The organism is Saccharopolyspora spinosa NRRL 18395, from assembly GCF_000194155.1.
GTDB classification, from domain to species: Bacteria; Actinomycetota; Actinomycetes; order Mycobacteriales; family Pseudonocardiaceae; genus Saccharopolyspora; species Saccharopolyspora spinosa.
In genome coordinates this window covers 1,392,025-1,413,090 of record NZ_GL877878.1, presented here as the reverse complement: position 1 = coordinate 1,413,090, position 21,066 = coordinate 1,392,025, and the positions used below count along the sequence as shown (strand labels likewise).

General features: G+C 67.6%; 19 protein-coding genes and 1 pseudogene. 12 read left to right on the top strand and 8 right to left on the bottom strand.

All coding sequences use genetic code 11. The annotated features are described in order from the left end of the window. Positions 1-121 precede the first annotated feature (121 nt). Positions 122-406: a hypothetical protein gene (locus SSPN_RS62095; RefSeq protein WP_010693191.1), complete on the top strand. Its 285-nt coding sequence runs from the start codon at positions 122-124 to the stop codon at positions 404-406. Here the strand turns inward: SSPN_RS62095 and SSPN_RS0107140 are convergent. The 3 genes from SSPN_RS0107140 to SSPN_RS0107130 all read right to left on the bottom strand — a co-directional run bounded on the left by SSPN_RS0107140 (position 403) and on the right by SSPN_RS0107130 (position 3,675). After that, complete coding sequence (locus tag SSPN_RS0107140; RefSeq protein WP_010693190.1) at positions 403-1,299, bottom strand: diacylglycerol/lipid kinase family protein; 897 nt, start codon at positions 1,297-1,299, stop codon at positions 403-405. The genes SSPN_RS62095 and SSPN_RS0107140 overlap by 4 nt on opposite strands. A gap of 269 nt (positions 1,300-1,568) precedes the next feature. Beyond that, a complete protein-coding gene (locus SSPN_RS61515; RefSeq protein WP_010693189.1) occupies positions 1,569-1,697 on the bottom strand; it encodes a hypothetical protein in 129 nt (42 codons plus the stop codon). Between the two features lie 334 nt (positions 1,698-2,031). Continuing rightward, a complete protein-coding gene (locus tag SSPN_RS0107130) occupies positions 2,032-3,675 on the bottom strand; it encodes a thiamine pyrophosphate-binding protein (protein ID WP_010693188.1) in 1,644 nt (547 codons plus the stop codon). Positions 3,676-3,916: 241 nt separating this feature from the next. Here SSPN_RS0107130 and SSPN_RS0107125 point away from each other — a divergent pair, with 241 nt between their 5' ends. Further along, positions 3,917-4,096 carry a hypothetical protein gene (locus SSPN_RS0107125; protein ID WP_010693187.1) on the top strand — a complete coding sequence of 60 codons (180 nt, stop codon included), beginning with the start codon at positions 3,917-3,919 and terminating at the stop codon, positions 4,094-4,096. Positions 4,097-4,118: 22 nt separating this feature from the next. Here SSPN_RS0107125 and kynU read toward each other — a convergent pair whose 3' ends face one another. The 5 genes from kynU to SSPN_RS0107100 form a co-directional block, all read right to left on the bottom strand. Beyond that, positions 4,119-5,360, bottom strand: a complete 1,242-nt coding sequence (kynU, locus tag SSPN_RS0107120) for a kynureninase (protein WP_010693186.1) — start codon at positions 5,358-5,360, stop codon at positions 4,119-4,121. Between the two features lie 26 nt (positions 5,361-5,386). Then, entirely contained in the window at positions 5,387-6,412 is a 1,026-nt protein-coding gene (locus SSPN_RS0107115) for an amidohydrolase family protein (protein WP_010693185.1), read from the bottom strand. Positions 6,413-6,430: 18 nt separating this feature from the next. After that, on the bottom strand, positions 6,431-7,285 hold the full coding sequence (locus tag SSPN_RS0107110) for a tryptophan 2,3-dioxygenase (RefSeq protein WP_010693184.1): 855 nt from the start codon (positions 7,283-7,285) through the stop codon (positions 6,431-6,433). Between the two features lie 197 nt (positions 7,286-7,482). Beyond that, complete coding sequence (locus SSPN_RS0107105) at positions 7,483-8,919, bottom strand: MFS transporter (RefSeq protein WP_044573550.1); 1,437 nt, start codon at positions 8,917-8,919, stop codon at positions 7,483-7,485. Between the two features lie 79 nt (positions 8,920-8,998). Continuing rightward, the gene (locus tag SSPN_RS0107100) at positions 8,999-9,784 is read right to left on the bottom strand and encodes an IclR family transcriptional regulator (RefSeq protein ID WP_010693182.1); all 786 of its coding nucleotides are present in this window, start codon (positions 9,782-9,784) and stop codon (positions 8,999-9,001) included. A 121-nt stretch (positions 9,785-9,905) separates the two neighbouring features. Between SSPN_RS0107100 and SSPN_RS0107095 the strand changes: the two genes are divergently transcribed. The 10 genes and pseudogenes from SSPN_RS0107095 to SSPN_RS0107050 all read left to right on the top strand — a co-directional run bounded on the left by SSPN_RS0107095 (position 9,906) and on the right by SSPN_RS0107050 (position 21,046). Then, positions 9,906-10,253, top strand: a complete 348-nt coding sequence (locus SSPN_RS0107095; protein WP_029535056.1) for a bifunctional 3-phenylpropionate/cinnamic acid dioxygenase ferredoxin subunit — start codon at positions 9,906-9,908, stop codon at positions 10,251-10,253. Beyond that, entirely contained in the window at positions 10,253-11,428 is a 1,176-nt protein-coding gene (locus SSPN_RS0107090; RefSeq protein WP_010693180.1) for an NAD(P)/FAD-dependent oxidoreductase, read from the top strand. Before SSPN_RS0107095 ends, SSPN_RS0107090 begins: the two co-directional genes overlap by 1 nt. A 158-nt stretch (positions 11,429-11,586) precedes the next feature. Next, positions 11,587-12,729 carry an aromatic ring-hydroxylating oxygenase subunit alpha gene (locus SSPN_RS0107085; RefSeq protein ID WP_010693179.1) on the top strand — a complete coding sequence of 381 codons (1,143 nt, stop codon included), beginning with the start codon at positions 11,587-11,589 and terminating at the stop codon, positions 12,727-12,729. Between the two features lie 263 nt (positions 12,730-12,992). Continuing rightward, on the top strand, positions 12,993-14,081 hold the full coding sequence (locus SSPN_RS0107080) for an S-(hydroxymethyl)mycothiol dehydrogenase (RefSeq protein ID WP_010693178.1): 1,089 nt from the start codon (positions 12,993-12,995) through the stop codon (positions 14,079-14,081). After that, the gene (locus SSPN_RS0107075; RefSeq protein ID WP_010693177.1) at positions 14,078-14,704 is read left to right on the top strand and encodes an MBL fold metallo-hydrolase; all 627 of its coding nucleotides are present in this window, start codon (positions 14,078-14,080) and stop codon (positions 14,702-14,704) included. The genes SSPN_RS0107080 and SSPN_RS0107075 overlap by 4 nt, the downstream gene beginning before the upstream one ends. Before the next feature lie 118 nt (positions 14,705-14,822). Continuing rightward, positions 14,823-16,121: a serine hydroxymethyltransferase gene (locus tag SSPN_RS0107070; protein WP_044572672.1), complete on the top strand. Its 1,299-nt coding sequence runs from the start codon at positions 14,823-14,825 to the stop codon at positions 16,119-16,121. Further along, positions 16,118-17,356, top strand: a complete 1,239-nt coding sequence (locus tag SSPN_RS0107065; RefSeq protein WP_010693175.1) for a sarcosine oxidase subunit beta family protein — start codon at positions 16,118-16,120, stop codon at positions 17,354-17,356. Before SSPN_RS0107070 ends, SSPN_RS0107065 begins: the two co-directional genes overlap by 4 nt. Before the next feature lie 14 nt (positions 17,357-17,370). Further along, positions 17,371-17,673 (top strand): sarcosine oxidase subunit delta, encoded by a 303-nt coding sequence (locus tag SSPN_RS0107060; protein ID WP_010693174.1) that lies wholly within the window; start codon positions 17,371-17,373, stop codon positions 17,671-17,673. Continuing rightward, a pseudogene (locus SSPN_RS42790) lies at positions 17,670-20,457 on the top strand (FAD-dependent oxidoreductase). The gene SSPN_RS0107060 and the pseudogene SSPN_RS42790 overlap by 4 nt, the downstream one beginning before the upstream one ends. Beyond that, complete coding sequence (locus SSPN_RS0107050) at positions 20,450-21,046, top strand: sarcosine oxidase subunit gamma (RefSeq protein WP_010693172.1); 597 nt, start codon at positions 20,450-20,452, stop codon at positions 21,044-21,046. The pseudogene SSPN_RS42790 and the gene SSPN_RS0107050 overlap by 8 nt, the downstream one beginning before the upstream one ends. The last annotated feature ends 20 nt before the right edge of the window (positions 21,047-21,066 follow it).

Here is a 21,066-nt window from a genome sequence, read left to right as displayed (position 1 = left end):
CCTCGTGCCTTCTGGGCGGAGGACGTGGTCCTTTACTCGCGTGGTTGCTCAGCACGTCACGGCTGTGGTTCAAGCCCGCTCCCGACGCTACGCAGCGTGCCGACGGCTGCGCCCGAGGGACGTGTTGCGGATTGCCCACCACCTGCCGCGGTGGGCCGTCTTCGACGACGCCCCACCGTCCGTGAAAACCACTGTCCGTGACCTCGCGGGCGAAACCCACCACGTGCGAGACGACGAGCATCGTCATCCCGTCGTTGGTGAGGCCTCGCATGACGCTGAGCACGTCGCCCACGAGTTCCGGATCGAGCGCCCTGGTGAGCTGCGCGGCGACGAGATCGATCAACGCGAAGCCGACGATCTCGCCGTCCCGTTCGAACTGGAACGGCGGATAGCAGTGCTGAACTAGAAGTCCGGGCTGCTGGCGTCCGTCCAGGTTCGGGGAACCATGACGTGGAGGGCGTTGCGCGCGACCGAGAAGCGTTGCGGGGTGGCGTCGACGAGTTCGCCGTCGACGTTGATCGGCAGGTCGGGTTCAGTCACCACGTCGACCCGCGCGGTGCGGAGATGATGGATGTGGTCGCTGTCCAGCGCACCGCGTTTGAGATCGCGCGCGGCGATGACCAGGTCGTGGACGCTGCCGTGCCGCATCACGGAGATGTCCAGCGTCGCGTCGTCGATCCCGGCGTCGTGCGCCGCAAGCTGCCCGCCGCCGAAGTAGCGGCCGTTGGCGATCGAGAGCTGTAGCAGCCCGTGGTGCTCCTGCGGCTCGTGATCACCATCGGGGAAGGTCAGACGCGCCGAGAACCGTTGGTGCCGCAGCAATGCCTTGATGGTCGCCACTGGGTATGCCAGTGCTCCGGTCCACTTCTTCAGCTTCGGCGACATCGCTTCGGCCACGCCTGCGCCGAGGCCGACCGATGCGCGGTTGACGTAGTAGTTGTTCCCGCAGCGGCCGAGGTCGATGTCGACGATTCTGCCGTGCGCGATGGTGCGGCACGCCTCGTCGAGATTCGTGGGAATGTGCAGGGTGCGGGCGAAGTCGTTGGCGGTGCCCAGGGGAAGCAGGCCCATCGGCACTCCGCGGTGTGCAAGGACGTCGACGACCGAGCTGACGCTGCCATCACCGCCGCCGAGGATGATCAGGTCGTGGCCCGCGTCCACGGCTGCGTTCACGGTTTCTGGCAGGCGGGCCGGATCGTGCAGCGGAAAGGTCGAGTGCAGCGGCACGCTCAGGCCGCGCAGCTTCTCGATCGCCCGCAGGTATGCCTTGCTGCCCGTGCGGGCCCGTGCATTGACCACCAGGGCTGCCCGCGTGGCGAGACCGTCGGTTGAAATGACCGCTCCTCACGAGAACAAACTGCCAGTACCTGCAGTGTAAAGGCATCCGGCGCACGCTCCAGCGGCTCGACCGAGCGCCCAGGCAACGAGGTACTGGGCGCGCGTATCGCGATGACCTCCGGGACGTCATCCGCGACGCTCCCCGGAGGACCGATTGCCCGGCCTCCGGCTGACCGCGAAGTAGATCGCGCTCCACACGATGAAGAACGGCACGCCCGTCCACCAGGCAATCAGCTCCGCGAAGCCTCGATCGAGGACGCGGCGCCGGGTTCCAGGTAGCCCTCGAGCAGCTCCAAGCGGCTCGAGCCGGGAGAGAGGCGTGTGTAGCTGATCCCGCCGTGCGGTGTGTTGACCTTCATGGCTCAGCTTCCGCGCCTTCGACTTCGGTGAAGTTTTTTCAGTAAGATGAATTCGGCTTCGAGTGAAGTCAAGAGCGCGGGACCGTCGATCGCCGAGCGCCAGGAGGTCTGGTGCCGCACCCTGCGACTGCCGCTGGTGTGGCCCAGAACAGCGCCCGTGATCGCAGCTGCCGACGGCTGTGGTGGGCAACGGAATCAGCGCGGATTCGCGCGATTGCGGCAGAATTGCTTGGGCTGCCACAGAAGCGCTCTGTCGAGGATCCATCGGTCCCGGAGCCTGCGTCGTCCAGCTATCGATATGTCGCTTGTGACGGCTGTCAGTAATCTGTCGGGGTCAGTGGCCGCGGAATGCTTCGACGAGCCACCAGGCGCCTTCGCTGGAGGCGATCTTGGCGTCGATCAGCAGCGGCGTGGTCCGCGGTCCGGCCAGCCAATTGCGTACCGGCGCGAGGTCTCCTGCGGTGCGCACCGTGACTCCGGTGCAGCCGAAGCCGCGCGCGGCGGCGGCGAGGTCGGTGTCCGGGAACTTGACGGTGTCCAGCGTGTGCCCGTCCGGTCCGAAGTGGTGGACCTCCGCGCCGTAGGCGTGGTCGTTGTAGACCACGATCACCATCGGCAGGCCGAGCCGGACCGCGGTTTCCAGTTCGGCGATGCCCATCAGCGCGCCGCCGTCGCCGAGCGCGGCTACCGGCAGCCGGTCCGGGCGGGCCAGCGCAGCGCCGATTGCGGTGGCCAGGCCGAGGCCGATGGACTGGAAGGCTTGGGTGAAGCAGAAGCCGTGCTCGTCGGGAACCCGCAGGAACATGCTCGGGTATCCCATGAAGTTGCCGGAATCCACCGCCACCACGCGCTCTTCGGGTAGCAGCCCGTTCAAGGCGATGGTCAGCGTGCGCGGATCGATGGCGTCCGGTGTGGACTGATCGACGAATTCCACGTCGCGCCAGGAACCTTCGCGGGCGATCCGCTCCCGCACCAACGGGACGCGGTAGCCGACGCGCTGGATGCCGCGATCGGCGAGTTCGGCCTGCGTCGCCTCGGCGGTCGCGGCGACGTCGCCGAGCACCCCGAGGTCTACTGGGCGGTGCGCGCCGATCGCCTCGCTCTCGAGATCGACCTGCACCAGCGTGCACCCGGGGCCGATCAGGTTGCCGTGCCGCATGGTCCACATGTTCATGGCGGTGCCCCAACCGACGATGAGGTCGGCTCCGGAGATCAACTCGACGGCCAGCGGCGTGGCGAACCCGCCGGAGACGTCCAACGACCACGGGTCGTCGCGGAACAGGCCCCGCGCCACCGCCGAGGTGGCCAGCAGCGCCCCGCAGGTCTCGGCCAGCGCCCGCAGCTCGGCGCCGGCGCGCCGGGAACCGCGACCGGCGATGAAGACCGGCCGCTGCGCGGCGACCAGCCGGTCGACCAGTTGCCGCACCGCTGCGGCGGACGGCGCGACCGGGCTCAGCGCCGGGAGCTGTGGGACAGGCGGTTCACCGTCGAGCTCCGCCGCCTGGACGTCTAGCGGCAGGTTCAGCACCACGGTCTGCCTGCCCTCGGTGGCCAGCCGGAACGCCCGCACCACATCGCCGACGGCGGTGGCAACGCTGTGCACCCGCTCCGCGCGGGCGCCGACGGCGGTTGCCAGCGCATCCTGGTCGATCCGGAAGTTCGAGCGGATCGCGGCGGAGGCCGTCTCAGCAGCGAGCACTAGCAGCGGGGTTCGGCTCTTAGCTGCTTCGGTGATACCGGTGAGCGCATTGGTCAACCCGCAGCCCTGGTGCACCGAGAGCACTCCAATGCGGCCGCTGGTGCGCGCGTAGGCGTCGGCCATCGTCGCCGCGCCGCCTTCGTGCCGGGCAGCGACGAACCGGGCACCGGCGGCGACCAGTGCGTTGGTGACGTGGAAGTTGCCGCTGCCGACGACCCCGAAGACGTGATCGGCGCCCAGTGCGGCCAATGTGCGGCCGACGACCTCGGCGACGTTCATCCTTGCTCCTTCCCGGTCCTGCCGTGGCCGTGGGTCACTCCTGCTCGACCAGCGCCAAGAATCTCGTCGGGATGCCCGTGCCGTTGACGATCGGCAGCGGTGCGGCGCTCGACCTGCGTGACCACTGTTATCGGGTTCCCCCTTACGACGGACATGATGACGGACAGCGCCTCGGTGGGCGACGCCGTGGTGGGCCGGCCGCGGCATGCAGCCCAGACAGCTGATCGTCACCGTCTAGGGCTTGTACACGCAAGAGTCCGGTGGCTGGCTGTCGGTGGTGTCGTTGGTGCGGCTGCTCGCCGATCTCGGCATCGACGCGCCGTACAAGTGCCCGAGGGCGATCGGGTTCCTGGAAGTCCTGCCCCGCACCAGCAACGGTAAGGTCCAGCGCTTCGTGCTCCGTGAGCTCGCCCGGGCCTGACCTCGCGAAGCGGGCTGGATCGTCACGGTTTTCCGCGTTCGTCGACCAGTTGGTGGAGTGCGCAGAGACCGTTGTGGACCTCGACGAAACTGGTGCTCAGCGGGGCGAGGCCGATGCGGATTCCGTCGGGTGCGCGGAAGTCCGGGATGACACCGCGTTGCCAGAGCAGCCCGGTGACCTCTCGGAAGTCGGCTCGGCGCAGTGTGATGTGCCCGCCGCGGCGCTCGGGTTCGCGTGGTGAGGCCAGCTGCACGCCCCGGTCGAACAGCCACGCGTCCGCCAGTTCCAGGGCGTAGTGGGTCAGCAGCGACGACTTCGCGCGCACTGCTTCGATCCCCGCTTCATCGAGCATGTCCAGGCCGGTGAGCAGCGGGAGCATCGCCAGGATCGGGGGCGTGCCGCTGAGCAGCCCGCGGATGCCGTCGGCGGGTTGGTATCCGGGCCCCATCGTGAACGGTTCGCGATGTCCCATCCAGCCCCAGATCGGCTGCTGCGCGAGCCCGTGATGGCGCTCGTTGACGTAGCCGAAGGCAGGAGAGCCTGGCCCGCCATTGAGGTACTTGTAGGTGCAGCCGACGGCGAAATCGGCGTCCCACGAGTCGAGGTGCACGGGTACCGAACCGACCGAATGGCAGAGGTCCCACAGCACCAACGCACCGGCTCGGTGTGCCGTGCGCGTGATGGCTTCGGCGTCGGCCAGGTAGCCGGAGCGGTATGCGACGTGGCTGAACACGACCAACGCGGTGTCCGGGCCGACTGCTCCGGCGACCTGTTCGTCGGTGATGCCCGCCGCCGGGTCGGTTTCGATCCACTTGAGGACCAGGCCGCGTTCGGCGGCGATGCCTTCCAGGACGTAGCGGTCGGTGGGGAAGTTGTCGGTGTCGAGGACGATTTCGCGTCGGCCGGGCCGGGCGGCGACCGCAGCGCGGGCGAGCTTGTAGAGCATGACGGTTGTGGAGTCGGCCACGACGACTTGTCCGGGTGCGGCGCCGAGCGCGGCCCGGCCGAGGCGGTCGCCGATCGCTTCCGGCCAGTTGAGCCATTCGTCGGTCCACCCCCGGATCAGGCGTTGCCCCCACTGCTGGTGGATGAACCGGTGCATGCGCTCGGGGAGCGCACGAGCGGGTCGTCCCAGGGAGTTGCCGTCGAGGTAGGCGACGACATCCGCGCCGTCCGGCGTCAAGAACCGGTCCTGGAAGTCGCGCAGCGGATCGGCTTCATCCAGGACGTGCGCTTTCTCCAGGAGGCCGGTGCGGTCGGACATGCGTTCTTCCTCCGTTGGTGGTCGAGTCAGGACGTCGGCGTCGGGTCGAGGACTCGTGCGGTGCGCAGGGAACTGGCGAACCGGGATGGCGGGCGATCGAGGCCGTTCGGGACCCAGCAGGGAGGTGTCGCGGGGCTGTCGAGATCGGTCATCGCGGTCAGCACGTCGTCGGGTGTGAGGCCAGCGGTTTGGAGTGCGGCGACCTCGCGCGGGTTGATCCCCATCGGGAGCGGCCCGTTGCCGAGATCGGTTCCATAGCAGGTGGTTCCGCCGCGATTGAAGAACCGGCGCAGGTTGTCGATCGCGATGCGCAGCTCGACCGTATCAGCACCGTATCCGTGGATGTCGAGCGTGCTGATCCAGCTCATCCGCTGTGCCACGTCGGTCAGCAGCCGGTCGTCGATGCGTTCGGTCCAAGGCGTGTGCGCGAGCCTGTCAACGCCTGCTTCGTAGGCGTCGCGGACGGTGTTGTCGCCTTCGGTGTGGGCTATGACGGGCAGATCGAGGTCGTGCGCCGTGGAGACGATCTCTTCGAGCACACGTGCGGGGAGCGTGGGCCCTGCCTCGGGATGCAGGACGACCTTGATGGCCCGGGCGCCGAACTGGTGTTGCTCCCCCACGGCGGATTCGGCATCGATCACCGATTGCACCTCCCGGAAACTGCCGGGCGGCGCCCAGGATCGATCGCTGGGATATCCGCCCGGCGCGGTCAGGAAGGCTCCGACCGCCCGGACCCGCGGCAACCTCGGATCGTCGGCGGCCACCAGTTCCGCGATCAGGGCGGGAACGCTGCCCAGGTCGTCGACCTGCGCAATGCCGCCGGCGCGGACGGCGCGGAGGTCCACCAGGCTCGAGTGCACGTGGGCGTCGCGCAGCCCGGGCAGCAGGGTGCCCTCGACGTGCCGGACCCGTGCACCCCTCGGCACCGACCAGGGTGGCAGCGGCCCGGTACCGACGGCACGGCCACCGCGCAGGCGTACCGCGCACCGGTCGAACCACCGTCCCCACCAGGCGGAATCGGCGATCACCCATTCGTCCTCGTCGCTCGGCATCGTGGTCCTCCTGGCCGTCTACCGGGTGATCTCGGTGCGCACCGCGTACAGCTCGGGGAAGAAGGTCAGGTCTAGCGCGTCGCGGAGGAAGGGCACGCCGCTGGACCCACCGGTGCCCCGCTTGAACCCGATCGTGCGCTCCACGGTCTTCAGGTGCCGGAAGCGCCATAACTGGAAGTTCTCCTCCAAGTCCACGAGTTCCTCGCAGGCTTCGTAGGCATCCCAGTTCTCCGCGACCGACTCGTAGATCTTCCGGAAGACGGGCACGAGGTCGGGCACGTAGGTGTGCGCGCGGCTGACGTCGCGCACCAGCAGCGGGGCAGGGACCTGGTACCCACGCCGCGCGAGGTACCGGAGGAATTCGTCGTAGATGCTGGGTTGTCCGAGCAGCCCGGACAGCAGTGCGTGGGCGTGCTCATCGTGCCGGAACACCTTCAGCATATCGACATTCTTGTTACCGAGGATGAACTCCACGGCGCGATACTGGTAGGACTGGAATCCTGATGACCTGCCGAGGAATCCGCGGAACTGCGCGAATTCCGGCGGTGTCAGGGTTGCCAGTACCGACCACTGCTCGGTGAGGGTGTGCTGGATGTGCTTGACCCTGGCCAGTACCTTCAGCGCGGGTTGCAGCCGGTCGCCTGCCAGGTGCTCGCGCGCCGTCCGAAGTTCGTGCAGCACGAGCTTGAGCCACAACTCCGCAGCCTGGTGCTGGATGATGAACAACAGCTCGTCGTGGTGCTCGGGTTCGCTGACCGGCCGCTGGGCGCCGAGCAACTGGTCGAGGTTCAAGTATTGGCCGTAGGACATGGTGGTGCCGAAATCCCTGACCACATCTTCCTCGATGGGACGGGTGTTCGTCGCATCGACCATCGATTCTCCTAACGCGCCGCCCGAGCGGGCGGAGCCGACTCCGAGAGCTGCAACACCGCCCCACAGCCACAACGCAGACCTTTGATCGGTAGCAGGGACTTAACGACGGGTCACGCGGTGACCATCCGTCATGCTCCCAGATCTTCGGTAGGTCCGGGGCCCATTGGCTCAATTGCCGCGTCCGCAGGGGCGGTTCGTCATCTCCGTGGGCGCGCCGGCGGATTTTCCAACGGCACGCCGTCTTTCGAGAGCTTCGGTGCGGGCAGGTCCGCGCTGGAGGTGAGGGGCGCCGCCCCCGCCAGCGGCTGTCCGGCTGACTCTTTGAGGAAAAAGGCGCTCACGAGCCCGATCGCACCTGCCCCGATGAGGTAGTAGCCAGGCCAGTCGAGGTTGCCCGTCGTGGTCACCGCGACACCGATGACCGTGGGTGCGGTGCCCGCGAACACCGAAACGAAGAAGTTGAAGATGATGGCGAGGCTGCCGTACCGGATGAAGGTGGGAAAGAGCGCGGGCAGCGTCGAGGGGGTCACCGCCGCGAAGCAGAGCAGCGCGAAACCCATGATCAGCAAGCCGAGGACCTGGCCGGTGAGCCCCGCTCTCAGCAGCCAGACCGAAGGCAGGCCGAGCAGGAGGAGCGAAACGCTGCCGGTGATCAGGATCGGCTTCCTGCCGATCCTGTCGCTGAGCTTGCCGACGAACACGATGACGCAGAGCATCGCCAGCATGACGGTCACCTGGAGCGTGGTCGAAAGCGCCTCGCTGGTCCCGCTTTTGCCGTAGGCCGGTAGGGTGCCCGCCAGGTAGGTCGGCACGTAGTTCGTCAGAACGTAGTTGGTGACGTTCCAGGCCACGATCAGTCCGCCAGCGATCAGCGCCGCCGAGCGGTAATGGTTCACCAAGATCTGGAAGACGCGGCGGAGCGACATGGTGGCCATCGCCGGTGAGCGCTCGATCAGCTGCCGGAACGCGGGCGTCTCCTCCAGGCGCATCCGCAGGTAGATCCCGGTGATTCCCACCGGAATGGCGAGCATGAAGGGCAGCCGCCAGCCCCAGGTCAACAGATCATCCGCTGGCAGCACGGCGACCAGGATCGTGCAGATTCCCGCGCCGAGGGTGTACCCGACCAGCGTGCCGAACTCCAGCCAGCTGCCCAGGAAACCGCGCCGCCGGTCCGGGGCGTACTCCGCGACGAGGGTCAGTGCACCGGTGTATTCGCCGCCCGCGGAAAAGCCCTGCAGCATCCGGATGAACAACACGATCAACGGGGCCGCGATACCGATCGCGCCGTAGCTGGGAACGAGCCCGAGCAGTGCAGTGGCCATCGCCATCAGGAGAACCGTGGCGGAGAGGACCCTGGTCCGGCCGATGCGGTCACCCAGCGGGCCGAGGATGAGCCCGCCGAGCGGGCGAACCAAGAACGCGGCGGCGAACGTGCCCAGGGTGAACACCGCCGCCCACTCCCCAGCATCGGGGAAGAAAACCCGATCCAGGGCAATTGCTGCGAGATACGAATAGATGCCGAAGTCGTACCACTCGGCGACGTTTCCCAATGTTGCAGCCGTTGTCGCGCGACGAATGGTCTGCGCATCCACGACCGCTACCTGGTCGACCGAGGCCCGAGGATCTGGATTCATGATCACCCGTGTTTCATGCGACTGATATATTTCTGTAAGCTATTAGATGTGTTAGTGGTGGTCAAGGTCGCTGCGCCGGCTACGGGCCCGCGAGACTTTGCAAGCGATCGTGGATCTCCTCGGCGGCTTGGGTGAGAATGCGTGAAATGCCCTGGAAGTCCGCGGGGCGGAGATGGGCCTCGTCTGCCGATACGCTCAGCGCTCCGGCGATGCGCCCGCCCGGGCCGCGCACCGGGACGGCGACGGTGTGGAGGTCGGGTTCGAACTCGCCGCTCGCGGCTGCCCAGCCGCGAGCGCGCACCCGGTTCAGGTCGGCCAGCAAGGCGCCGCGCGAGGTAACGGTGTGCGTGGTGAAACGCCGCAGCGGTTGCTTCATGGCGTCCTCGAGCTCCTCGAATCCGAAGCTCGCCAGCAGCACTTTTCCGCTCGCAGTCGCATGGAGCGGGACTCGGAGGCCGATCCAGTTGCGCTCGGTGCTCGGCTCCTGCACGACGGCGGTCGCGCCGCCGCCCTCGAAGACGCTGAGGCTCACCGTTCCGCGCAGTTCGGATGCCAGCCGAGCGCAGATCGGCCTGCTTTCGCCGGCGATGTCCAGTTGTGCCGCCGTCGCTCCGGCGAGCCGGACAATGCCGAATCCGAGCCGATATCTTCCGCGCGGGCCTACCTGTTCGACGAACCGATGCTTCTCCAGGGCGGTCATGAGGCGGGATGCCGTGGACTTGTGGACCCCCAGTTTGCGGGCCAGCTCGGTCACGCCGGACGGCCCGCGCTGGGCCAGCAGGACGAGCATCGACAGCGCCCGGTCGACGGCCTGAGTCTGCGTCCGGGGCTCAGACGTGGCCACGATCTTGTCGTTGTTGTGCATGTTGCAACTCCGAACCTGAGGTGAGTCGATCTGGGATCGGTTAATTGACGGGAAACGATAAGTGCCGGATGCTCTGTTGCGAATAGCACGTCGTGTTCCGCAATGAGCAACAGGAGCAACGATGATCTTAGTTGGCGCGGTGTCCGACATCCCGGTTGGGGAGTCCGTACGTGTGCAGGGCAGCGTGGCAATCGCGGTCTTCAACGCTGACGGCACCTTCTACGCGATCGACGACACGTGCACCCACCAGGATGCTTCGCTGTCGGACGGCTGGCTCGAAGGATGTGCGGTCGAGTGTCCGCTGCACGCCGCCTGCTTCGACCTCCGCACCGGGCGGCCCAGCGGGCCGCCTGCGCGGAAACCAGTACGCACGCACGAAATCGTCATCTCCGACGGGCAGATCTACGTGTACGAGTCGGTGGAGGTCGGTGCGGAAGTCGCTGAGGCGCTTACGGAAGAGGTCCGGTGATGCGGACGATTGCTGTTGTCGGGGCTTCCCTCGCCGGGCTCACGGCGACCCGCGCGCTGCGTGATCAGGGTTTCGAGGGACGCATCGTCGTCGTCGGCGACGAAACGCACGCGCCGTATGACCGCCCCCCGTTGTCGAAGGAGTTCTTGGGCGGAACGGTTTCGGAAGACGACCTGAAGCTGGCGACGCCTGAGGACGCCGCACTGCTCGCGGAGTGGCGCCTCGGATGCACCGCGACTGCCCTCGACACCGGTGGGCGGGCGGTGGTGCTCGACGAAGGTGAACGGATCGTGTCCGACGGCGTGGTCCTGGCGACTGGTGCCCGGGCCAAGAACCTCGCCGGGGAGATGCCAAAGGGAGTGCACACGCTCCGCACGCTCGACGATGCGATGGCGCTGCGCGAGGAGTTGGTCGCGGGAGCCCGTCTGGTTGTGATCGGGGCGGGGTTCATCGGTTCCGAGATCGCGTCGACGGCGGTGGGACTGGGCGTCGAGGTCGATGTCGTCGAGACCGCGCCCGTGCCGCTGCTGAAGCCGCTCGGCGCTGAGATGGGCGAGATCTGCGCCGGGCTGCACGCCACCAGGGGAGTGCGGCTGCACACCGGCGTTTCGCTCGCCGAACTGGTCGGCAGCACGCAGGTGAAGGCCGTCCGCCTGACCGATGGCCGCGAACTTCCCGCCGATGTGGTGGTGGTCGGGATCGGGGCGGCACCGTCCGTGGATTGGCTGGGCGGGTCGGGCGTCGACCTCGACGATGGTGTGGTGACCGATGCGCAGGGCGTCACGAACATCCCTGGTGTTGTCGCGGTCGGCGACTGCGCCAACTCCCACCGGAACTACCTCGGCTCGGCGCGGCGCATGGAGCACTGGACCAATGCCGTGCAACAGCCGGTTGCGGCAGTGTCTGCTCTCCTCGGTCGGAGCTACACGCCGCCAGCGCATCACGAGGTGCCGTACTTCTGGTCGGACCAGTATGGCCACAAGATCCAATTCGCCGGTCACCGCACCGCGGATTCGATGATCGAAGTGATCGAGGGCGACCTCGAATCGCTCGACTTCCTCGCGCTCTACCGCAATCAGGCCGGCAACCCGGTAGCAGTTCTCGCGGTCGACCGCGCCCGCTCGTTCGGGAGATGGCGTCGCCAGCTAGCAGGATTCCGGCCGGCGCAACGCTGATCCGACGATCGTTTGGCCCTTCTCGTCCAGTTCCGTTCCCGTGCTAGCGCGGTGATCCTCGGGCACCAGTTCGGCCCAGGTGTTTCCTCGAGCTCTCAGCTGCCCCGGATCCGCGCTGACTATTCATCGCCGCATTGAAAGAGCAGGAAAGGGTCTTTGTGAGCTCTGTCGAAGTCCACAGCCAGCAGCCGGAATCCGCCTCCAGCCTGATTCCGACCTTGCCCGGATCGCACTACACCGATACCGCGGTCTTCGAGATCGAGCAGTCCCGGATCTTCCAGCGCAACTGGTTCGCCGCGGCCCGCAGCAATGACATGGCCACACTGGGCAGCTTCCGCAGCGTCGACGTCGGAGGGGAGAGCGTGCTGATCGTGCGTGCCCGTGACGGCGCGTTGCGAGCTTTCCTCAACGTATGCCGGCACCGCGGCGCACGCCTGTGCCTCGAGGAGTCCGGATCGGTCCGCAGGTCCTTGCAGTGCCCGTACCACGCGTGGACCTACGGCCTCGATGGCTCGCTCATCGCGGCACCGAATCTGAACTCCATGAACGACGTGAACCGCGACGAATACGGCCTCATCGGCGTCGCCCTGCAGGAATGGCTCGGAACTGTCTGGGTCTGCCTCGCTGACGAGCCGCCGTCCTTCGCCGACACGGTGCAGGCAGCGGTTGCTGCCCGGCTCGGTGATCCCGACGTCATCGATGGGTGGAGGATCGAGGACCTCGTGGTCGGTCGCCGGATCACTTACGACGTGAAGGCGAACTGGAAGCTCATCGTTGAGAACTTCATGGAGTGCTACCACTGCGCGACCATCCATCCTGAACTGACTGAAGTGCTGCCCGAGTTCGCCGATGGCTACGCGGCGCAGTACTTCGTGGGGCACGGAGCGGAGTTCGGCGAGGAGATCACCGGCTTCACGGTGGACGGGCAGAGCGGCTTCGAAACCCTCTCCGGCGTTGATGAGGACCACGATCGGCGCTACTACGCGATCACGATTAACCCCCAGGCGTTCATCAACCTCGTCCCGGACCACGTGATCTTCCACCGCATGTACCCGGTGGCGGTGGACCGGACGATCGTCGAGTGCGACTGGCTCTACACGCAGGAGGTCATCGACACCGGGGCCGATCTCTCGCGTTCGGTAGAGCTCTTCCACCGGGTCAACCAGCAGGACTTCGACGCATGCGAGCGTTGCCAGCCGGCGATGTCCTCGCGGGCATACGCCTCGGGTGGTGTGCTGGTTCCCAGCGAGCACCACATCGGCGAGTTCCGGGATTGGGTGGCGGCCGCGATCTCCGGCTGATGTCGGCCTGCCGGGAGAAGCGTCCTCCCGGCAGCTACGGCCCGGGGCCGGATCGGTGCGTTCTCCTCGCCGCTCCGGCCCCGGGCCGCGCCGCCACCGAGCAATCCCAGTTGATGATGGACTGATATACCAGCCGTATGTCACATTAGGCGTCGCAATCCGCACCGCTACCCCAGAACCGAGGTCCGCGTCGTCCGACGAGCAGTGGGTCGTCGTCGGGTTCGTCCGGGCCTGAAAAGCAACCAGGAACAGGAGAAAGCAGCATGTCGCAAGAAGTCCGCGGAGTCGTCTCGCTCGCGCAGGGCAAGCCCGTCACCGTTGAGACGATCGTGGTCCCCGGCCCAGGCCCCGGTGAGGCCGTAGTGCGGGTGCAGGCGTGCGGGGTGTGCCACACGGACCTGCACTACCGGGAGGGCGGGATCAATGATGAGTTCCCGTTCCTGCTCGGGCACGAGGCCGCCGGGGTCGTGGAATCGGTTGGCGAGGGCGTCGCCAACGTGGTGCCCGGTGATTACGTGGTCCTGAACTGGCGGGCGGTGTGCGGGCAGTGCCGGGCCTGCAGCAAGGGAAAGCCGCAGTACTGCTTCAACACGCACAACGCGACGCAGAAGATGACGCTGGCCTCGGGGCAGGAGCTGAGCCCGGCGCTGGGGATCGGGGCTTTCGCGGAGAAGACGCTGGTGGCCGCAGGGCAGTGCACCAAGGTCGATTCACGGGTGAGGCCGCAGGCGGCGGGGTTGCTCGGGTGTGGGGTGATGGCCGGTATCGGTGCCGCGATCAACACCGGGGGCGTGGGCCGCGGCGATTCGGTTGCGGTGATCGGCTGCGGAGGCGTTGGAGACGCAGCCATCGCCGGGGCTGGGCTCGCGGGGGCGAGCACGATCGTGGCGGTGGACCGAGACCCGCGGAAACTGGACAAAGCCCGGGATTTCGGAGCCACCCACTTCGTCGATGCCCGAAACGCGGATGTCGTCGAGGCCATCCGGAGCTGCACCGGTGGGTTCGGTGCCGACGTGGTGATCGATGCCGTTGGCCGACCGGAGACGTGGAAGCAGGCGTTCGAGGCCCGTGACCTGGCTGGCACCGTCGTTCTCGTCGGCGTGCCGACGCCGGAGATGATGGCACCGGAGTTGCCCCTGATCGAGTACTTCGCTCGTGGTGGAGCGCTCAAGTCCTCGTGGTACGGCGACTGCCTGCCCTCGCGCGACTTCCCGGCCCTCGTCGATTTGCACCTGCAGGGCCGTTTGCCGCTGGAGGAATTCGTTACCGAGGAGATCTCCCTCGATGCGGTGGAGGACGCCTTCGAGAAGATGCACCGCGGCGAGGTGCTGCGTTCGGTGGTGGTCCTGTGAGTCCCATCGAGCACCTGGTCACCTCGGGCACCTTCTCTCTCGACGGGGGGACCTGGGAGGTCGACAACAACGTCTGGCTCATCGGTGACGACTGCGAGGTTCTCGTCATCGACCCGGCCCACAACGCCGACGCCATCGCCGAGAAGATCGGCGATCGCCGCGTGACGGCGGTCGTGTGCACCCACGCCCACGACGACCACATCAACCAGGCACCGGTGCTGGCTGACGAATTCGATGCACCCATCGTGCTCAGCCCCGCCGAGGCGCCGCTGTGGAAGCTGACCCATCCGGATCGTCAACCGGATCGGGAATTGCGGGACATGCAGACCTTCACCGTGGCCGGCATCGAGTTGCGCGCGCTTTCGACGCCGGGGCACTCGCCGGGCTCGACGTGTCTCCAAGTGCCTGAGTTGAAGACCGTGTTCACCGGCGACACTTTGTTCCGGGGAGGCCCTGGCGCAACCGGGCGGTCCTACTCCAGCTTCGACACGATCATCGGCTCGATCGGCCGAACTCTGCTTGCCCTGCCGGGCGAAACCACCGTGCACACCGGACATGGCGACTCGACCACCATCGGCGCCGAGGCGCCGCACCTGGAGGAGTGGATAGCGCGGGGGCACTGACGTCTCTCGAATTCCGGGAGAAGTTCCCCGGGCTGTTGACCGAGCCCGGCACGGCGGTTAACGTGACGTCTAATTGATATATCAATCATCGCACACAGATACACGGGAGGTCGGCCGCATGTCCGCAACGGTTGATCGTCAAGTGGTACCGAGCGCCGAACGCGCGCTCGGCCTGCCGCTGGCGGAGACGGACCCGGAGGTCCATGCGGCCGTCAACCGGGAATTGGCGCGGCAGCGCGACACGCTGGAGATGATCGCGAGTGAGAACTTCGCGCCGTTGAGCGTGATGCAGGCCCAGGGCTCGGTGCTGACCAACAAGTACGCCGAAGGGTACCCGGGGCGTCGCTACTACGGTGGTTGCGAGAACGTCGACGAGATCGAGCAACTGGCGATTGACCGGGTCAAGCTCTTCGGGGCCGACTACGCGAACGTGCAGCCGCATTCCGGCGCTCAGGCGAACTCGGCGGTCATGGCTGCGCTGCTGGAGCCGGGAGACACGTTCCTCGGTCTGGATCTCGCGCACGGCGGGCATCTGACGCATGGAATGCGCCTGACCTTCTCCGGGAAGTACTTCGACGCCGTGGCGTACCACGTGCGCGAAGACGACCACCTCGTCGACATGGCCGAGGTGGAGCGGCTGGCGAAGCAGCGGCGGCCGAAGCTGATCATCGCGGGCTGGTCGGCTTATCCGCGGCAGCTGGACTTCGCGGAGTTCCGGCGGATCGCCGACGAGGTCGGCGCCTACCTGATGGTGGACATGGCGCACTTCGCCGGGCTGGTGGCTGCGGGGCTGCACCCATCACCGGTGCCACACGCGCACGTGGTCACCTCGACCACTCACAAGACGCTCGGAGGCCCGCGCGGCGGGGTCGTGCTCGCTCAGGGGAACCTGGCGAAGAAGCTCAACTCCAGTGTCTTCCCCGGCCTGCAGGGCGGCCCGCTCGAGCACGTGATCGCGGGCAAGGCGGTAGCGTTCAAGCTTGCCGGAGAAGCCGCCTTCCGCGAGCGGCAGGAGCGCACTCTCGCCGGCGCCAAAATCCTCGCCGACCGGCTGCTGCAGGAGCGCAACGTCGGCGTCGTCTCCGGTGGCACCGACGTCCACCTCGTGCTGGTGGATCTCCGCAACTCCGAGATGGACGGGAAGCAGGCCGAGGACCGGCTGCACAGGGTTGGGATCACGGTGAACCGCAACGCCGTCCCGTTCGACCCGCGCCCGCCGATGGTCTCCTCCGGGGTGCGCATCGGTACCCCGGCGCTGGCTGCGCGCGGTTTCGACGATGAGGAGTTCGTGGAGGTGTCGGACATCATCGCGCTGGCGCTACGTCCCGAGACCCCGGAAGTCGGCCTTGACGCCCTCGCTGACCGCGTCGCGGATCTCGCCCAAAGTCGTCCTCTCTACCCGGAGCTGCAGGCATGAGTGCAACCACCACGCCTCCTGGCGCGCATCTGCCCGAACATCCTGACTTCCTCTGGCGCAACCCGGAACCGAAGAAGTCCTACGACGTGGTCATCGTCGGTGGCGGTGGGCACGGCCTGGCGACCGCGCACTACCTGGCGAAGAACCACGGCATCACCAACGTCGCGGTTCTGGAGAAGGGCTGGCTCGCGGGCGGCAACATGGCCCGCAACACCACGCTGATCCGGTCCAACTACCTGTGGGACGAATCCGCGGCGATCTACGAGCACTCCCTGAAGCTGTGGGAGGGCCTGGAAGAGGACCTCGGCTACCCGATCCTGTTCTCGCAGCGCGGTGTGCTCAACCTCGCGCACACCGAGCAGGACGTCCGCGACTCGGTCCGTCGCGTGGAGGCCAACAAACTCAACGGGATCGACGCGGAGTGGATCGAGCCCGAGCAGGTCAAGGAGATCTGCCCGATCGTCAACATCTCCGCCGATATCCGCTACCCGGTCCAGGGCGCGACCTATCAGCCGCGCGCGGGCATCGCCAAGCACGACTACGTGGCCTGGGGCTTCGCTCGCCGCGCGGACGAGGCCGGGATCGACGTGATCCAGAACTGCGAGGTGACCGGGTTCGCAGTGGACGGTGACCGGGTGACCGGGGTGCGCACCTCCCGCGGTGACATCGCCTGCGGCACCGTCGCACTCTGCGCGGCCGGGCACACGTCGGTGCTGCTGGACGTGCTCGGCGTGCGCGCCCCGCTGCAATCGCACCCGCTGCAGGCGCTGGTCTCCGAGCTGCTGGAGCCGGTGCACCCGACGATCGTGATGTCCAACGCCGTGCACGTGTACGTCTCGCAGGCGCACAAGGGCGAACTGGTGATGGGTGCGGGTGTGGACTCGTACAACGGCTACGGCCAGCGCGGCGCCTTCCACATCATCGAGCGCCAGATGGCTGCTGCGGTCGAGCTGTTCCCGGTGTTCGCGCGGGCGCACCTGCTGCGCTCCTGGGCGGGCATCGTGGACGTCACCCCGGACGCGAGCCCGATCGTTGGCCACACCCCGTACGAGAACCTGTTCGTCAACTCGGGTTGGGGGACCGGCGGTTTCAAAGCCACGCCGGGGATCGGTTGGTGCTACGCGCACACCATCGCCCACGGCGATCCACACCCGTACGTCGCCCCGTTCGGCCTCGACCGGTTCGCCACCGGCGCGCTCGTCGACGAGCACGGCGCCGCGGCCGTCGCCCACTGAATCCGAGGACTGCCATGCAACTCATCCACTGCCCGTGGTGCGGCCCCCGCGAGGAGGTCGAGTTCCACTACGGCGGCCAGGCCGACATCGCCTACCCCGAAAAGCCCGCCGAACTGTCGGACCAGGAATGGGCGGAGTTCGTGTTCTACCGCGACAACCCCAAGGGGCCGTTCGCGGAACGCTGGAGCCACAGTCTTGGCTGCCGCCGCTGGTTCAACGCCGTCCGCGACACCCGCACCTACGCGTTCCTCGCCACCTACGAGGTCGGCGGACCGGTCGCCGGTGTGGCGCGGGCCGAACAGGAGGTGACCGCATGAACCGGGTCGACGGGTACGGCCGCATCGACCGCAGCCGCACGCTCACCTTCACCTTCGACGGCCGGACCTACACCGGCCACCCGGGTGACACGCTCGCCTCGGCCCTGCTGGCCAACGGCGTCCACCGCGTCGGCACCAGTGTGAAACTGGGCCGCCCGCACGGGATCGGAGCCGCTTGGACCGAAGACCCCACCGGCTTGGTGCAGATCGAGAAGCCGTTCCCGACCCCCCCCGCTACGACCGCAAGCACACCCACACGAGCTCACCGATGGGCTCGTCGCCCGTGGCGTCAACGGGCAGGGACGTCTCGCCGACGTGCCCGACCCCGCCCGCTACGACCGCAAGCACACCCACACCGACACGCTGGTGATCGGCGCCGGACCGGCCGGGCTGGTCGCCGCCCGCAGCGCGGCGCGCGCGGGGGAGAGCGTCGTCCTCGTCGACGACCGCGTCGCCCCTGGCGGCAGCCTCACTGGTACCGAGCGCATCGACGGTCGTCCGGCCCGGGAGTTCGTCGACGAGGTCGTCGCCGAACTGGCGGGGAATCAGGAAGTGCTGCACCTGCAGCGCACCACCGCGTTCGGGCAGTACGACGACGGGTTCGTGCTGGCGCTGGAGCGGCGCACCGACCACCTCGGCGCTGCCGCGCCCGCGAACCGCGCCCGGCAGCGGGTGCACCGCATCCGGGCGCTCAAGGTCGTCGTCGCCACCGGCGCACACGAGCGGCCGATCGTGTTCGAGGACAACGACCGTCCCGGCATCCTGCTCGCCTCCGCAGCACGGGACTACCTGCACCGCTACGGCGTGCTCGCCGGACGCGAGATCGTCGTGTTCACCAGCGACGACACCGCCTATGCCGCGGCGATCGACCTCGCCGACGCGGGCGCGCGTGTGACCATCCTCGACGCGCGGGACACCGCGCCCGAGGAATGGAAGAATCGTGCCGTGGCGCGTGGAACCACGGTCCATCCGTCCACTGTGGTCACCGGAACCGAAGGCGAGGAGCGCGTTTCCGGCGTGCTCGCCCGCAACGCCGGCGGTGCGGTGCGGCTGCCCGCTGACCTGCTGCTGGTCTCCGGCGGCTGGAACCCGGTGGTGCACCTGTTCAGCCACATCAAGGGAGCGCTGGCCTACGACGCCGCGCTCGGCGCCTTCCGCCCGTCCGGAACGCTGCCCGGCGTGACCGTGATCGGCGCCGCGAACGGCACCTTCGACCTGGCCGGGGTGGTGCGCGAAGGCGCCGGTGACGGAGCTCCGTCCGTCGACGCCGAACCCGCCCGCACACCGACGAAGGTGTTGTGGCGGACCGAAGGCGACCCGGACCGCCAGTTCGTCGACATCCAGCGCGACGCCACCGTCGCGGACATCCAGCGGGCTGTCGGCGCCGGGCTGCGGTCGGTGGAGCACGTCAAGCGCTACACCACCATCGGCACCGCGCACGATCAGGGCAAGACCTCCGGCGTGATCGCCTCCGGCATCACGGCCGAGCTCCTCGACCGCCCGATCGAGGAACTGGGCACCACCACCTTCCGTCCCCCGTACACCCCCGTGGCGTTCGCCGCGCTAGCCGGGAGTGAGCGCGGCAAGCTGTTCGACCCGGAGCGCACCACCTCGCTGCACGCCTGGCACGTAGCGGCCGGGGCGGTGTTCGAGGACGTCGGGCAGTGGAAGCGCGCGCGTTACTACCCGAAGCCAGGCGAGGACATGGACACCGCCGTGCTGCGCGAATGCGCCGCCACCCGAGCGAGTGTTGGCATCCTCGACGGCTCCACCCTGGGCAAGATCGACGTTCAGGGCCCGGATGCCGGGGTGCTGCTCGACCGGATCTACACGAACATGATGAGCACGCTCAAGGTCGGACGGGTGCGCTACGGCGTGATGTGCGGCAACGACGGCATGGTCATCGACGACGGCACGGTGCTGCGGATCGCGGAGAACCGCTTCCTGGTCACCACGACGACCGGCGGCGCCGCGGCCGTTCTGGAGTGGATGGAGGAGTGGCTCCAGACCGAGTGGCCGGAACTGCGTGTGCACCTGGCTTCGGTCACCGAGCACTGGGCGGTGTTCCCGGTCGTCGGCCCGCGGTCGAGGGACGTGGTCGGCGAGGTGTTCCCCAACCTCGACGTGTCGAACGAGGCGTTCTCATTCATGTCCTGGAAGGACACCGCACTCGACGGTGTGCCGGCCCGCGTCGCGCGGATTTCCTTCTCCGGCGAGCTGGCCTACGAGGTCAACGTCAACTCCTGGTACGCGTTGTCGCTGTGGAAGCGCTTGCTGGAGGCCGGGAAGCGCTTCGATATCACCCCGTACGGCACCGAGACCATGCACGTGCTCCGCGCGGAGAAGGGCTACCCGATCATCGGGCAGGACACCGATGGCACGGTCACGCCTCAGGACCTCGGCATGAACTGGGTGGTGTCGAAGAAGAAGGAAGACTTCATCGGCAAGCGCTCGTTCGCCCGGCCCGAGAACCACAACCCGCTTCGCAAGCAATTCGTTTCCCTGCTGCCGACCGATGGACTCACCAAGCTGCGCGAGGGCTCGCAGATCGTGGAACTCCGCGAGGACGGGGCGCTACCCGAGCCGCCGGTCCCGATGCTCGGGCACATCACCTCCAGCTACCACAGCGCCGAGCTCGGGCGACCGTTCGCGCTCGCACTGGTGAAGAACGGCCGTGCCCGCATCGGTGACCTGGTGCACGTTCCGATGGGCGGCAAGCTCATCGAGGCCGAGATCGGCGACACCGTGCTGGTGGACCCGGAAGGAGCACGCCGCGATGGCTGAAACCCTCTACCCCGCGCACCCCCTGCAAGCGTGGAAAGCCGCTCTGGCCGAGCTAACGTGGGCGGTTGACGGGCTGATGGTCAAGCCCGAGGAGTCAATGGCTGCGGTGGACCTGCGCGTCGATGCTGCAGGACCGGGCGCCGAGGCAGTGGAGCGCGCGTTGGGTTCGGCGCTGCCCGTCGAACCCAACACCTGGACCCACACCACGGACGGCCAGATCATCTGGCTCGGACCAGATGAGTGGCTGGTGACCAGCAAGAACGCCCGCCCGCACGAGCTGGAGGACTCGCTCGGCCAGGTTGTATCCGCTCACGGCGGCGCTGCCGTGGACGTGTCCGCACAGCGCACCACCATCCGGCTGAGCGGTGGGAGGGCACGAGAGCTGCTGTCGTTCGGGTGCTCGATCGACCTGCGGGCCTCGGCCTTCCCCAACGGATCGAGCGCGCAGACCAGCATCGGGCAGACCGGTGTGCTGATCCTCGCCCTCGGCAGCGGCGACGACTTCCGGCTCTTCGTCCGGCCGTCGTTCGCCGGGTACCTCGCAGACTGGCTGCTCGACACGTCCCAGGAATTCCGCCCCGCCCACTAGGGCCCAGGCGTCCTCGATCG

Excerpts from the sequence above, each read along its gene's own strand:
- SSPN_RS61515 (WP_010693189.1), bottom strand. The coding sequence starts at position 1,697 with ATGAAGGTCAACACACCGCACGGCGGGATCAGCTACACACGCCTCTCT.
- SSPN_RS0107130 (WP_010693188.1), bottom strand. The coding sequence starts at position 3,675 with ATGAACGTCGCCGAGGTCGTCGGCCGCACATTGGCCGCACTGGGCGCC.
- kynU (WP_010693186.1), bottom strand. The coding sequence starts at position 5,360 with ATGTCCGACCGCACCGGCCTCCTGGAGAAAGCGCACGTCCTGGATGAA.
- SSPN_RS0107115 (WP_010693185.1), bottom strand. The coding sequence starts at position 6,412 with ATGCCGAGCGACGAGGACGAATGGGTGATCGCCGATTCCGCCTGGTGG.
- SSPN_RS0107110 (WP_010693184.1), bottom strand. The coding sequence starts at position 7,285 with ATGGTCGATGCGACGAACACCCGTCCCATCGAGGAAGATGTGGTCAGG.
- SSPN_RS0107105 (WP_044573550.1), bottom strand. The coding sequence starts at position 8,919 with ATGAATCCAGATCCTCGGGCCTCGGTCGACCAGGTAGCGGTCGTGGAT.
- SSPN_RS0107100 (WP_010693182.1), bottom strand. The coding sequence starts at position 9,784 with ATGCACAACAACGACAAGATCGTGGCCACGTCTGAGCCCCGGACGCAG.
- SSPN_RS0107095 (WP_029535056.1), top strand. The coding sequence starts at position 9,906 with ATGATCTTAGTTGGCGCGGTGTCCGACATCCCGGTTGGGGAGTCCGTA.
- SSPN_RS0107090 (WP_010693180.1), top strand. The coding sequence starts at position 10,253 with ATGCGGACGATTGCTGTTGTCGGGGCTTCCCTCGCCGGGCTCACGGCG.
- SSPN_RS0107080 (WP_010693178.1), top strand. The coding sequence starts at position 12,993 with ATGTCGCAAGAAGTCCGCGGAGTCGTCTCGCTCGCGCAGGGCAAGCCC.
- SSPN_RS0107070 (WP_044572672.1), top strand. The coding sequence starts at position 14,823 with ATGTCCGCAACGGTTGATCGTCAAGTGGTACCGAGCGCCGAACGCGCG.
- SSPN_RS0107065 (WP_010693175.1), top strand. The coding sequence starts at position 16,118 with ATGAGTGCAACCACCACGCCTCCTGGCGCGCATCTGCCCGAACATCCT.
- SSPN_RS0107060 (WP_010693174.1), top strand. The coding sequence starts at position 17,371 with ATGCAACTCATCCACTGCCCGTGGTGCGGCCCCCGCGAGGAGGTCGAG.
- SSPN_RS0107050 (WP_010693172.1), top strand. The coding sequence starts at position 20,450 with ATGGCTGAAACCCTCTACCCCGCGCACCCCCTGCAAGCGTGGAAAGCC.